Below are 12,538 nucleotides of genomic sequence, written 5' to 3'. Positions count from 1 at the left end.
TTGGTGAAGAGTTTATCTCTTCTTGAGGTGTCCGGGGTATTCAACCAGAACACTCTGTCTACTGGAAGAGGTAGATTGTTGTTTTCTGCTCTTTCTTTTAGCCAAACCACTTGAGCCTTCATTCTTCCCTCAGGAGTGTCGTCGACTTGGGAAAATTCATCGAATAGTTGAATGAAGTAATCACAATATTTTATTAAATCTGAGAGTTGCTCTTTTGTATTTGGCATGTTTTTGACTGTGATAGAGTAGGCATGATAATAGAATTCTATCTGGCATATTCTAGGAAGTGCAATAATAGAAATATGTAGGCAACTTTCTATGAAATTAAATATGCTATTTGCTTGCTTTATCAGGGGCATCGGAAAATTTTTCTTTATACATCTACTCCCTCAACTAGATTCGCAAACCTCCCGTAGCATTCCAAAAGACTCTTATCGTTGCTAAGGTCGGTCTCCATGAATAACCTCATTAATCCCACCTTTCCTATTGGTTTGTAATGATCCATAGTTTGAATTTTTGAAAAATATGGCTTGAGTGAGTCATATGCGTCTGCCGCAAAGCTACTTTTACTTGCTGAGAGCATTTTTTCCAATGTCTTCGCTTCAAGCTTAAGCTTCTTTATATCTGACATGCTACTGACCTTGCGAGTATCTAATTATTATAGCTGCCCCATATCATACTTATCACCCAGCTCTTTCCATAATTTAAGCAGCCCGCGGTCGTTGAGCATTTCATAGGTCATGCTAAAAGATGTTGGTTCATAATAGTCCGGATCGGCATCCACACCGTCGGCATCTCGAGACCGATTTTTTAATACGTATCCTTGGGTTGTACTGCCGACGGCCAACATCTCTCCATCTACGTCCTGGTCCTTGCTAATCATTGCTCCAGCATGTAATCCGCCATCTGCAGGTGGACGTTGGAATTCAGTAAGTGCTTCAGGGAACCAGCTAAGTGCTTTGAGAGGGAAATCATACTGATGACAGGAGTACTTCGGACCCGTTTTCAATTTCAGCATTGACCATCTTAGTATCGATAAGAATGCACCTCTCTGAATAAACTCTATCTTTGCGTCTTCTGGATTCTTCCCCATAGCAAGCCCCCCTAGATGTACTGAATTTGATGGTAGTACATCATGACGCTCAATCTTTTCCAGCGCTGGTAATAGTGGGTATTTTTTTACGTAGCTCACGCTGATAATCTACAGTTCACCAGCGTCATACTTGTTGCCCAGCTCTTTCCATAATTCAAGCAGTCCGCAATCGTTCAGCAACTCATAACTTAAGTCGAGAGTTGTTGGCTCGTAATAATTTGGGTCAGCATCAACACCGTCAGCGTCTCGAGACCAGTTAGTAATATTGTACCCTTGGGTCGTACTCCCAACGGCCAGCATCTCGCCGTCTACGTCTTGATCTTTGCTGATCATCGCACCTGCATGGAGGCCGCCATCCGAAGGTGGACGTTGGAATTCAGCAAGTGCTTTAGGGAACCAACTCAGTACTTTGAGCGGAAAATCATACTGATGACAGGAGTATCTCGGACCCGTTTTCAACTTCAGTATTGACCATCTTATTATCGATAAGAATGCACCTCTCTGAATAAACTCAATCTTTGCGTCTTCTGGGTTTTCTCCCATAGCAAGCCCCCCTAGATGTACTGAATTTGATGGTAGTGCATCATGACGCTCAATTGCTTCCAGCGCTGGTAGTAGTGGGTATTCTTGTATGTAGCTCATATTCGACTCAACTCAGGCATTACAGAGATAGCATTTTGCTCTTTTAATTGGGATAGATTCACTTCATTACGTTCGAAATTCAACGTCTCTACGGCACCGTATTCCTGATCAATAGCGGGGTTATTATTTTTAGTAAGACCGTTTCCGAGATAGTCTTCGTTATTGCCAATAGTCCGGTGCATCTCAAATCTTTGCTTCATCAACCTTTTTTCTGAGCTGCTCAGGTCGGTAGTATTCAAGTGCTCACTAAATTTATCTGAATTCCAGTTACCTTTACCTTCAAATATTCCTGAGGCCTCAGCATCTTTGTAGTGCTTTGAATACTCCGCCTGAAACTCCGGAGTCATTGCTTTGTCGGTGAATTCCTTCGGAAACTTCTTCGGGAGCTCTGTATTCGCAAACTCGCCAACGTTTTTAAATGTAGCAGATACACTTTTTACGCCCGTCATCGGTGCGGCAACCTGGGTATCGACGATCACCAGGGCGTAGTCGGCTTCTGGGTTGTAGGTCAGACCGAGTTTTTCCGAGATCAGTTTTGGGTCGCTGTCGGCATCTTCAAGCTGATCAAAGCTGGTAGACCAATATTTTGCACCAGTACCAGACTTGCCCTCCATCGTCTGTCCCATTGCACCACTGAGCGGGACATCTTTTGTATCTCTGTGCGTGAGGTATTTGCTTTCCATAAAGCGTACCTGAAAGCGTTCTTTGCCAATATCTCCGGTTTCAGCCATCTCTTTTAGTTCAGCATCACTGTACTTAGGTTGGTAACCACTGGCTGCGATTTCTCTTCTTCGGTTCGCTAGAATAGTTTCTGCTTCAGCGAGACTTTGTGGTGATACTTTTTTGCTCCGCTTCTTGCTAACTTTTCCATCTTCCGCACCATGCGCATCGGTCTTTTTCACCGAACCATCGACGGATTCCAGCTTGCCTGGGCCGGTGTTCTTCCCATTGAATGTTTTCTTACGGCTTTTAATGCGTTTGGTTGCTTTCGCAAAGTCCGCTAAAAGGTCACCGACTTTGTTGAACTTACGCACCAGGTGCATCTTGCTGCCAACGGCGGCAACCACACCTGCACCACCGGTGACGGCAGCAACGATGATGGTCAGGATCAACTCAAAGGCACCGGAGCCTGCGACTTCGGTGATTTCGATGGCGTGCTGGGCTTCGGCGTAGTCTTTGACGAAGCGATATAAAATGTCGCGCAGGGTTTCGTCGTTGAGCACCAGATCGGTCATGGCGATGGCTTCGTCAATCTGTTGCTGGGTGATCTGGCTCGGGTCGAAGCCGATGGCTTCAACGAGTTCGCGTTTTTCGCCGCTCAGATAAGTTTCGGCGTAGGTGTCTGCGAAGTTGTCCGATTCCCATGCGGCACGAAGTGCTTTGGCATGGTGTTCCATTTTCTTAAATGGGTTGATGACGTCGCTGAGCTCTTTTACCTGTACTGCGAGGCCCCAGGCGGATGAGCCGATGCCCGTCATGAAGGCGCCTGTGTAGATCAGGCCTTTCATTACGGTGGATTCTTTATCCATCTGACGCTGGTGCATGGCGGCTTCGCGTCGTTCGCCTTCGACGATCTGGCGCAGGGCGTTTTCAATCTGCACACGCAGGAATGGGCGATCATCGGGTACTTCGTCGTCGACTGCGCGAGCGGTATCGATTTTTTCGAGCGTCAGGTAGTTGGCCGCGATGGCTTTGGTCAGCGCTTGCCGCGGGCATGACGGACGGTCATCCAACTTTGACAGTACGTCAAAATAGAAGTGATTAAAGCTGTCGTCGATATTGCTTGTGCTGAAGTGGCCAAGCAGACGTTCGGCATCAAAGTTGCCACCCGTGCAGAGGTTCTCTGGGTGGTACAGACCGGGGCCTGAGCCGCGTCGGAGTCGGTAACGGTTGCCCTGAAGGTCTTCTAGTTCGAAATCGGCCATGACGCTGAGATATCCATACTTCCATGTGAGGTGCCGGGTTCTGGCCCGGTTGCAGCGAGTCTAAAACGGGTGTCTGGTAAAGGCAAATAAGGTAAGACATTGACGGCCACTTTGAGGTGGCCGCCGAATTGATTTACACCGCTTTGTAGTTGTCGTGCTCGGCTTCCCAGCCTTCGAGCAGTTCGCGGTTGTCGTGCTCCCATGGGTGGAAGTCGCGACGGTAGTAGTCTTTGTATTCTTTCCAGATGGTCGGGATCAGCGCAGGCGTTTTCCAGTAGAAGCGGAACGCGGATTTCCATGTCGACCATTTGAACAGCTGCTTATCTTTCCACAGGAAGTACGCCTGTACTGTGCTGAGGCGCATAACGAAGGTCATGGTGATGGTGGCCATGTGGAATACCCGCTTCCAGTAGCCTCCGCCAATGGCTTCATACACGTCGAAGCAGACGCCCTTGTGCTCGGTTTCTTCGATGGCGTGCCACTTCCACATTTCACGGATGCGAGGGTCCATCTCGTCGGTCAGCTCATTGTTGGTGAGCATCTGATGCGCCAGCATGGCGGTGAAGTGTTCTACCGCACAGGTAATGGCCAGACGGTCTTTCGCCGGGACGTGTTTTTTGAGGAAGAGTCTTACTGCGCGCTCCTGAGCCTCTACCTTTGTCGCTGGATAACCGAGCGTGTCGAGGTATTCGCTGAGCATATGGTGCTCGTGACCGTGAATCGCTTCCTGTTTGATGAAATTCTTCACCTGCTTCTGCAGGCGTTCGTCTTTCACCAGGTGTTCGTTGTCACGGACTGCATCGATAAACAGGCGCTCGCCCTCCAGAAACAGGCACGAAAGCGCGTTCATCAGGGTGCTTTTAAAGGCGTCATTGCCGAACCAGTAACGCGGCAGATCTTCGAATTCGAATCCGAAGTCCATTTTACGGCCATGAAATTCAATGCCCGCACTCACATTGCGGGCGGTCGCTTGTTTATCAGTCATAGTTTTATACAGTCTTATAATTATCGTGGCCCGCCTGCCATTCACCCAGCAGCTCACGGTTGTCGTGATCCCATGGGTGAAAGTCGCGGCGGTAGTAATCTTTGTAGTCGCTCCAGATGCTCGGGATCAGCCCGGGCTTCTTCCAGAAGAAGTTGAAGCCTGATTTCCAGGTAGACGGTTTAAACAGCTTGCCGTCTTTCCACAGGAAGATGCCTTGCACAATGGCTGTGCGGAGCAGGAACATCCAGGTGACGTTAAACATGGCAAAGACGCGCAGCCAGTAGCCGCCGCCGGTTTGTTCGTAAACGTCGTAGCATACACCTTTGTGCTCGGTTTCTTCGATGGCGTGCCATGTCCACATTTCTTTGAAGCGTGGGTCCATGCCTTCAGTGGCTTCCGGATTGGTCAGTACCTGATGCGCCAGAATGGCGGTGAAGTGCTCAACGGCACAGGTAATCGCCAGTCGACGGCGCGCAGGCATGTATTTGCGCATGAGCTTCTTCTCTTTGCGCTCAAAGTCTTCCACTTTGGTCGCCGGATAGCCCATGGAGTCCAGATATTCACTGAATTTGTGGTGCTCATGTCCGTGAATGGCTTCTTGTTTGATGAAGCTTTTCACCTGAGACAGGAGCTTTTCATCTTTGACGAGATGCTGGCTGTCGCGCACCGCATCGATGAACATACGCTCGCCTTCCAGAAACAGACAGGACAGCGCGTTCATAAAATGCGTTTTGAATGCGTCGTTATCGTTCCAGTAACGAGGCAAGTCTTTAAAGTCGAAGCCAAAGTCCATTTTGCGGCCAGGAAACTCAATATCAGCGCTGATTTCGCGTGCTGTCTTAGTCATGATTTACCTGCCTTACTGCGGTTAGCTCAGTGATTATCTGTGCATTTGTTAACCACGATAGTCGCTGTATAAGGCTTGTGACAGGTGGACTTCGGACAAAGTTGCCCTGTTTTATGTGTCGTTTCGGGCCACGAAAAGTGCCAGAAAGAGTCAGTAGCTGCTGAGTGAGGCAATCCAGCTGCGTGCAGCGTGGAGGTGTCGTGGATTATCACTCAGGCGGTCGAAGAGTAGTGAGCCCTCGAGTGCTGAAACGATAACGCAGGCGAGCTCGTCTTTTGGGATGGGCAACAGGCTGGCTTTCTGCAGGGCGTCTTCGACCCAGCGCTCCATGTGCTCCAGGAAGGTATTCACAGCGCCAAGGCTGGCGTCGCTGAGCTCATGAGGTGACGCGGCGTAGGCCAGGCTCATGCATTGGCGACGGTGTTTATGATAGCTCTCGAACACGTCTATCAGTGCGCCCAGACGCTGGCGCGGGCGATGCGTACTTGCAGTGGCAGCATCCAATTCGCTGAAGAACTTGAGGTCGTAATCCTGCAGTAGCTCAGTGAGGAGTCGCTCGCGGCTCTGAAAGTGGTAGTGCACAGAGCTGGACTTGATGCCCGCTGCCTTGCCGAGTTCACGAAAGCTGGCTGCCGCCAGATTCGCCTGTTGAATCTGGTCGATAGCGATATGTTTCAGCTGGGCGCGCGTCTCGGACATGGTGCCTCCCTGTCTCCCGTTCTTTACCGGAAAAATCCGGCAGATGAACTAAGCTTTGGTGAGATTGACTCGATCAGGACTGACCATGTTACGCGTGCTTATTTTCATACTGCTACCTCTGTTTGCGACTGGCTGCCTGGAGGAAGAGGAATCGGACGACATTGTTAACGATCAGGGCGATAGCGTCTCTGATCCGACATTGAGGCTGAACGGTTTGTGGAATGGTCAGCTTGATCAGGCCGGGGCATTGAGGATGCTGATGTATAACGGCAATGTGTTCGGCTTTGATGAAACCATCGCATTTTACGGCACAGTGGCACTCGATAACGATAGTGCTACAGCGACAATGACCTTGAGTGGTTACTCCTACACCACCAGTGACACTGCAGCGAACCAGTTTGTTGCAGGGGGCGCGCCGGAAGATTTCACCCTCTCAGGCCTGCTTTATCCGACGACGACAACCGATGACACGCTCGTTGGTGACTACGACAGTGACACGGCTCCGGGCGGCTTTACCCTGAGTAACGACGGTACCTGGGATACGAACTCGCGGCTGGCGACCTTGCGTGGCAAGTGGATGTCGACGGGCTACGAACTTTATCTCACCGAGGTAGGCGACGAGCTCTCATTCCGTGAGGTCAGTGTTGCGACCCCGGCAACCGGTTGCACGACACGTGGGACGATCCGGATTCTCAATGAAGAGGTCAACCTTTATACCGTTCAGTTGTCAGAGCGTAAGAATTGTCCCGGTTTTAACGTCACCAACGCGCCGGGCTATGCCTCGGTTAACGCCAATGGCGAGCTGGAGTTGTTCATACGCAAAGAAGAAGAGCTTCTTTATGCGCGCTACACCTCGGCAACGGCCACAACAGATACAGCCACAGATACGACGACGGATGAAACAACAGACGAGACCGCAGAAGCGACAGAATAACTCCAAATCTCTGTGAATAACTCTGTAGAAAACCTGAATAAAATTTCAGGAAAACATGTTTAAGTTTCTGGATAACCTAAAAAGCTGATAGGTCACTCAATAAATATCCACATTAATGTACAGGGTTATCCACATCCTGAGTCCCGGTAATTACTGACTTCTTTCCATTTGTGCCACCCTTGTGGAAAAAACTATCCCTGTTTATACATGACTGAAAATGGTTGTGTATAAACCATCTGTACAAAATTCAAACACTGGCTATCAGGTTGAGTTCCCGGGTGCTACAATACGCGCCCTTTTTATATTGGGTGGGCTTAAGCGCCTGCCCATGAACCGGAACTGAGGTGAGTTGTGGATTATCCCGTTCGTTATGACGTGATTGTTGTTGGTGGTGGACACGCCGGAACCGAGGCGGCGTTGGCGTCGGCCCGTACCGGCGCGAAGACACTGCTGCTGACGCATAACACAGACACCGTGGGTGTGATGTCCTGCAACCCAGCCATTGGCGGCATCGGCAAAAGCCACCTGGTGAAAGAAATTGATGCACTGGGCGGTGCCATGGCGCGTGCTACCGACAAAGCCGGTATTCAGTTCCGTACACTTAACAGCCGCAAAGGCCCGGCTGTGCGAGCTACTCGTGCCCAGGCTGACCGCGCACTGTATCGCAGCGCGATCCGCAGCATTGTGGAAAACCAGCCGAACCTCGATATCTTTCAGGCCGCCTGTGACGACCTGATTATGCAGGGTGACGGTGTGGGTTCTACCGTGGCGGGTGTGGTCACAAATACCAATATGCGCATTCATGCGACCAGCGTTGTTCTGACCGCGGGTACCTTCCTTGGCGGACTTATCCACATTGGTATGGAAAACCACTCAGGTGGCCGTGCCGGTGATCCGCCCGCGATTGCGCTGGCAAAACGTCTGCGCGAAATGCCATTTAATGTGGGGCGCCTGAAAACCGGGACGCCTGCGCGGATTGATCGTCGTTCTGTGGATTTCTCGGTGATGCAGGAGCAGCCGGGCGATACTCCGCTGCCTGTGATGTCTTTTATGGGCTCTGTGGATGAACACCCAGAACAGGTGAGCTGCTACATCACGCACACCAACGAGCGCACTCACGATATTATCCGAGCTAACCTGGACCGCTCGCCTATGTTTGCGGGCGTGATTGAAGGCGTCGGCCCGCGTTACTGCCCGTCGATTGAAGATAAAGTCACGCGCTTTGCGGATAAAACCAGCCATCAGATTTTTGTTGAGCCCGAAGGCCTGAACAGCAATGAGCTGTACCCGAATGGTATCTCGACGTCGCTGCCCTTTGACGTGCAGCTGGATCTTATCCACAGCATGGCGGGCTTCGAGAATGCGCACATTACCCGCCCGGGCTACGCCATAGAGTACGATTATTTCGACCCTCAGGATCTCAAACACAGCCTCGAAACCAAGTTTGTGAATAACCTCTATTTTGCGGGCCAGATTAACGGCACCACGGGTTATGAAGAGGCCGGTGCTCAAGGCTTGCTGGCCGGTGCTAATGCGGCCCTGCGAGCGCTCGAGAAAGACGCCTGGGTACCGCGTCGCGATCAGTCGTATATCGGTGTGCTTGTGGATGATCTGATCACCATGGGCACCAAAGAGCCGTACCGCATGTTCACCTCACGTGCTGAATATCGACTGGTGCTGCGCGAAGATAATGCGGATCTGCGCCTTACCGAGGTGGGCCGTGACCTTGGCCTTGTGGATGATGATCGCTGGGCGGCGTTCACTGCCAAGCGTGAAGCCATCGAAACCGAAGCCCAGCGTTTGAAAACCACCTGGGTTCAGCCCAAAACAGAAGAAGCGACCGCGCTGGAAGGCATGGGCGAAGCGGCCATCACCCGCGAATATAACCTGCATGACCTGCTCAAGCGCCCGGGTCTGACTTACTCACAGGTCGCGCCGCTCAAGGGTGACGCCGTTGCTGATCCTCAGGTCGCAGAACAGGTTGAGATTCAGGCCAAATACGACGGCTATATCAACCGACAGATGGAAGAAATCGAGCAGCTGCGTCGCTACGAAAACACCCTGCTGCCAGAAGACCTCGACTATGAAGCTATCGGTGGCCTCTCGAACGAAGTGAAGCAGAAGCTGGCGACCGTGCGCCCCGCTACCCTGGGCGTGGCTTCACGCATCTCGGGCATCACGCCTGCAGCCATCAGCCAGATTCTGATTCACCTGAAGAAGCGTAATCTCGCAGGCAAAATGAGCGCCTGACCGGGCGCTTGTCTTGCTCTTCTGTATCTCTTTTCTGTATCACTCTCCGGTATTACCTGCCTGCGATTCCAGCAGGTCGGTTAACACCGGCGTTGCTATGTGGATTAACCCCTTCACGCGACTTATGATACTTGGATCGCGGAGCATCAGGATGCGTCTGCGATTCAGCTGTTTCGTTGATCAGTTTCGAAGTCTTCTCCTACGTACGGGGAGGACAACCTGTTGGGATGACATAGTGTATAAGTGTAGTGTGCACTATAATTCACATTATCTGCCTGCAATGGATTAAATGGGTTATATATTGCACATTTTATGCTAGTTCTGTATTAATAGTGCATTATCATGCCCATTGTGGATAGGTGAAAAATGTTGCAACTAACAGTTCAGATCTATCTGAGTGGTGCATGGCAGGATGCGTGTGAACTCTATTTTCGTGATCCGGAGGCCGGCCGTCATGGTGCGGTTACGCTGGAGTACGACGCCGGGTATGTTGCACGATTTCAGGGAAACCCTGCTGCGCTGGTGAGTGCCCGTTTTCCTCTCGATTTCTTCCCGCATGAGACATCCCGTTGGCCTGCGTTTCTGCTGGATATTATGCCCATGGGAGCCGCCCGCCGTTACTGGGGCCAGCAGCTTAACCTGCCGGATATCCAACAGCCCAGATATGATTTTCAGTTATTGGCTAACTGTACGCGGGCCCCTGTCGGCAATCTGCGCATTAAAGAGAGCGTGACTGACACCTCTGATTTTCAGGTGATCGGTTTTCCTATGTCTGAAGTGCTTGAGCAGGCAACAGAGTTTCTTGATTACGCCCGGTTGCAGGGAGCTGCGGTTGGTGGAGCAACGGGAGCTGGCGGCGATGCGCCTAAATATCAGCTGATTCTCGGTAGTGACGGTCTTTATTACCCGGATGGCTCACTGCCGGATAAACAGGCTCGCGAGCATTTTTTGGTGAAATTCCCACGCCGCAGTTCAAGGCAGGGAAATTCTCTGGAAAGCGACCGCCTGATTCTGGAAACTGAGCATGCCTACTATCAAGTTGCCGGGCGGTTAGGACTCGATGCTATCTCGTCGGCGTTACATATTGAATCGGGCCGACTCCAGAGCAAAACAGCGAGCCTGTGGATGCCGAGATTTGATCGGGTTGTGGGCCATGATGGAATGGAAAGATTTGCGGTTGAATCTCTTTATTCTATCGCCGGCGTAATAGAACCGGGTGCGACAGTGATGCACTCGACCTATCTGAAGCAGCTTGCGCATCTGTGGAATGAGTACGATCAGACCGATGAAGTAGAGAGCATGGTGCAGGAATACCTGCGCAGAGACCTGCTGAACGTGGTTTTGGGCAATAGTGATAACCACGGTCGTAATACGTCTGTGTTACGGCAGAATTCCGGGGTTTACCTTGCTCCGGTATACGACCTTGCGCCTATGGTACTGGATGAAGCAGGTATTACCCGTACCAGCCGTTGGCATGTGGACAATGAAGTGGGTGGTAACTTTCGCTGGCGGGAAATCTGCGACGAAGCAGCCGCTGCAACCAACCTCAATGCAGCACGATTATGGGCTGGTTTGCGAGATTTTGCCTTAACACTCTTCGATTTGCCTGTGTATGCCAGTGAATCAGGAGTGCCTGCAGAGGTGATGAACATTGAGCGACACGCCCTCAATCTGAATGCGGTGCCTGACCGCCTGAAGCGCTGGGGATTGCTATGAGAACTTCTTTGTCATGACAAAAAATATTCCCGATTTTAAAACGATGTCGCGTACAGAGGTTCTGACCTGGGTTGAAGCCTCGGTTGGTTCTGGTGAATTGTCGCTGGGCGGCGCAATACGGGTACTGCGCCGCAATATTGCAAAGCAGAATCAAGCAGAATTCGCGAAGCTCTGTGGTCTTTCCAGGCGTACCCTTGTTGCGATCGAGTCAGATGAAGCCAATCCGACGATTCAGACGGTTAACCAATTATTGAAACTGTTTGGGCTGCAGTTGGGGTTAGCGAGGCTGCACCGGAACTCTGAGCATAAGCAATAATGCCCACACGCAGGCGCCAAGGCCCCAGATAAAGGTCGATGACAGCGTCGCCCCCATATGAATCCCCGCCTCGGCAACGATAGGCCCGAGCAGCTGGGCCACGCCATACAGTGCAATCAGGGCGGCGCTCAATCGTGGCCCCTGATGTGGGTGCATTGCGCGGGCCAGTCGTTGGGTCAGGAAGACGGCGCCGAGGAAGCTGCCTCCCATTAGTGCGGCACATAGCCAGAGGCCCATTTCACTCGCAGGCAGGATAAAAATCGCCATAATCGACGCGGCCTGAACTGCGTAATTGAGGATCAGGGCGTTACGGTCGCCCAGGCGATTGCCCAGAGAATTCCAGATAAAGATCGATGGCACGGATGCGATCGCGGCGATCAGCCAGGGGCTGGGCGTCACGTCGATACTCCACTCCTGAGCAACCGCAGGCAGGAAGGTCATCGGTAATATGTAGCCCAGACCCGCACCAAAGTAGGATAAAAACAATGGCGTACTCTGTTTATCCCATAAAGCAGAGTGATCATCGCGGCTGACAGGTGCATCGCCTGAGCTGAGGCGGAACAGGTAAATACCGGACCAGAGCGCCAGCGGAATACTGATCATCGCGGCGGGTATCCAGCGGTCGTTGCCTTGTAGCCAGATAGCGGTACTTTCAACGATCTGGTTACTGAGCAACAGGCCTGCGCCAACACCCAGGTACATGAGACCACTTAACGTCGCCTTGTTGCGCACCGCCAGCCATTCCAGCACCAGTGCCGGCGCGAGTACAAAAACAATTCCGTTAGTGATGCCGTTGAAGAGGCGGAGGCCCGCCATATATGGGAAGTAATCGCCGCCGACCTGCAGCAGTGTAATGACTGCGTTGCCGAGCACGCCGGTAAGCAGGGCGCTCCGTCCCCAACCACTCTGATACGCAAAAAGTGCGACCATGGCGCCCGCGAGGTAGCCGACATAGTTCCAGGTAGCCAGCTGTGCTGCCTGCTGAAGAGTAAGTAAACCATCACTTACTAACAGTGGGATCAAAGGGGTATAAATAAAACGACCAAACCCATGAACGACGATCAGGGTGGTGGCGGCGGCGACAAGAGGCCAGAAGGGGCTGCGGGCTGACATGGCGGTCCTCATTACTAA

General features: G+C 51.7%; 13 protein-coding genes. 4 read left to right on the top strand and 9 right to left on the bottom strand.

All coding sequences use genetic code 11. The annotated features are described in order from the left end of the window. The 8 genes from AC5E51_RS15390 to AC5E51_RS15355 form a co-directional block, all read right to left on the bottom strand. Positions 1-227: hypothetical protein (locus AC5E51_RS15390; protein ID WP_491778790.1), on the bottom strand; the 227-nt coding region annotated here is incomplete at its 3' end. Between the two features lie 146 nt (positions 228-373). Then, the gene (locus AC5E51_RS15385) at positions 374-631 is read right to left on the bottom strand and encodes a hypothetical protein (protein WP_491778789.1); all 258 of its coding nucleotides are present in this window, start codon (positions 629-631) and stop codon (positions 374-376) included. 27 nt (positions 632-658) lie between these two features. Continuing rightward, a complete protein-coding gene (locus tag AC5E51_RS15380) occupies positions 659-1,192 on the bottom strand; it encodes a hypothetical protein (RefSeq protein ID WP_491778788.1) in 534 nt (177 codons plus the stop codon). A 9-nt stretch (positions 1,193-1,201) separates the two neighbouring features. Then, entirely contained in the window at positions 1,202-1,735 is a 534-nt protein-coding gene (locus tag AC5E51_RS15375; protein WP_491778787.1) for a hypothetical protein, read from the bottom strand. Further along, positions 1,732-3,660 (bottom strand): hypothetical protein, encoded by a 1,929-nt coding sequence (locus AC5E51_RS15370; RefSeq protein WP_491778786.1) that lies wholly within the window; start codon positions 3,658-3,660, stop codon positions 1,732-1,734. Before AC5E51_RS15370 ends, AC5E51_RS15375 begins: the two co-directional genes overlap by 4 nt. Positions 3,661-3,793: 133 nt before the next feature. Further along, positions 3,794-4,645, bottom strand: coding sequence for a metal-dependent hydrolase (locus AC5E51_RS15365; RefSeq protein ID WP_068441939.1), 852 nt, complete (start codon positions 4,643-4,645; stop codon positions 3,794-3,796). Positions 4,646-4,649: 4 nt separating this feature from the next. Continuing rightward, complete coding sequence (locus AC5E51_RS15360) at positions 4,650-5,492, bottom strand: metal-dependent hydrolase (RefSeq protein ID WP_297533655.1); 843 nt, start codon at positions 5,490-5,492, stop codon at positions 4,650-4,652. Between the two features lie 150 nt (positions 5,493-5,642). Then, positions 5,643-6,191 carry a TetR/AcrR family transcriptional regulator gene (locus tag AC5E51_RS15355; RefSeq protein ID WP_297533654.1) on the bottom strand — a complete coding sequence of 183 codons (549 nt, stop codon included), beginning with the start codon at positions 6,189-6,191 and terminating at the stop codon, positions 5,643-5,645. A gap of 85 nt (positions 6,192-6,276) precedes the next feature. Here AC5E51_RS15355 and AC5E51_RS15350 point away from each other — a divergent pair, with 85 nt between their 5' ends. The 4 genes from AC5E51_RS15350 to AC5E51_RS15335 all read left to right on the top strand — a co-directional run bounded on the left by AC5E51_RS15350 (position 6,277) and on the right by AC5E51_RS15335 (position 11,407). Beyond that, positions 6,277-7,125 carry a hypothetical protein gene (locus AC5E51_RS15350; RefSeq protein ID WP_297533653.1) on the top strand — a complete coding sequence of 283 codons (849 nt, stop codon included), beginning with the start codon at positions 6,277-6,279 and terminating at the stop codon, positions 7,123-7,125. A gap of 351 nt (positions 7,126-7,476) precedes the next feature. Then, a complete protein-coding gene (mnmG, locus tag AC5E51_RS15345) occupies positions 7,477-9,375 on the top strand; it encodes a tRNA uridine-5-carboxymethylaminomethyl(34) synthesis enzyme MnmG (RefSeq protein WP_491778785.1) in 1,899 nt (632 codons plus the stop codon). 366 nt (positions 9,376-9,741) lie between these two features. After that, a complete protein-coding gene (locus tag AC5E51_RS15340) occupies positions 9,742-11,091 on the top strand; it encodes a type II toxin-antitoxin system HipA family toxin (protein ID WP_491778784.1) in 1,350 nt (449 codons plus the stop codon). A 13-nt stretch (positions 11,092-11,104) separates the two neighbouring features. Continuing rightward, positions 11,105-11,407, top strand: coding sequence for a helix-turn-helix transcriptional regulator (locus tag AC5E51_RS15335; RefSeq protein ID WP_491778783.1), 303 nt, complete (start codon positions 11,105-11,107; stop codon positions 11,405-11,407). Here AC5E51_RS15335 and AC5E51_RS15330 read toward each other — a convergent pair. After that, positions 11,369-12,520 carry a YbfB/YjiJ family MFS transporter gene (locus tag AC5E51_RS15330; protein WP_301377740.1) on the bottom strand — a complete coding sequence of 384 codons (1,152 nt, stop codon included), beginning with the start codon at positions 12,518-12,520 and terminating at the stop codon, positions 11,369-11,371. The genes AC5E51_RS15335 and AC5E51_RS15330 overlap by 39 nt on opposite strands. Positions 12,521-12,538 lie beyond the last annotated feature (18 nt).

The organism is Thalassolituus sp. (assembly GCF_984348125.1).
The sequence above is the reverse complement of the archived record's forward strand: the minus strand, read 5'-3'. Positions and strand labels throughout refer to the sequence as shown.

Excerpts from the sequence above, each read along its gene's own strand:
- AC5E51_RS15335 (WP_491778783.1), top strand. The coding sequence starts at position 11,105 with ATGACAAAAAATATTCCCGATTTTAAAACGATGTCGCGTACAGAGGTT.
- AC5E51_RS15330 (WP_301377740.1), bottom strand. The coding sequence starts at position 12,520 with ATGTCAGCCCGCAGCCCCTTCTGGCCTCTTGTCGCCGCCGCCACCACC.
- AC5E51_RS15340 (WP_491778784.1), top strand. The coding sequence starts at position 9,742 with ATGTTGCAACTAACAGTTCAGATCTATCTGAGTGGTGCATGGCAGGAT.
- AC5E51_RS15360 (WP_297533655.1), bottom strand. The coding sequence starts at position 5,492 with ATGACTAAGACAGCACGCGAAATCAGCGCTGATATTGAGTTTCCTGGC.
- AC5E51_RS15375 (WP_491778787.1), bottom strand. The coding sequence starts at position 1,735 with ATGAGCTACATACAAGAATACCCACTACTACCAGCGCTGGAAGCAATT.
- AC5E51_RS15355 (WP_297533654.1), bottom strand. The coding sequence starts at position 6,191 with ATGTCCGAGACGCGCGCCCAGCTGAAACATATCGCTATCGACCAGATT.
- AC5E51_RS15370 (WP_491778786.1), bottom strand. The coding sequence starts at position 3,660 with ATGGCCGATTTCGAACTAGAAGACCTTCAGGGCAACCGTTACCGACTC.
- AC5E51_RS15365 (WP_068441939.1), bottom strand. The coding sequence starts at position 4,645 with ATGACTGATAAACAAGCGACCGCCCGCAATGTGAGTGCGGGCATTGAA.
- AC5E51_RS15350 (WP_297533653.1), top strand. The coding sequence starts at position 6,277 with ATGTTACGCGTGCTTATTTTCATACTGCTACCTCTGTTTGCGACTGGC.
- AC5E51_RS15385 (WP_491778789.1), bottom strand. The coding sequence starts at position 631 with ATGTCAGATATAAAGAAGCTTAAGCTTGAAGCGAAGACATTGGAAAAA.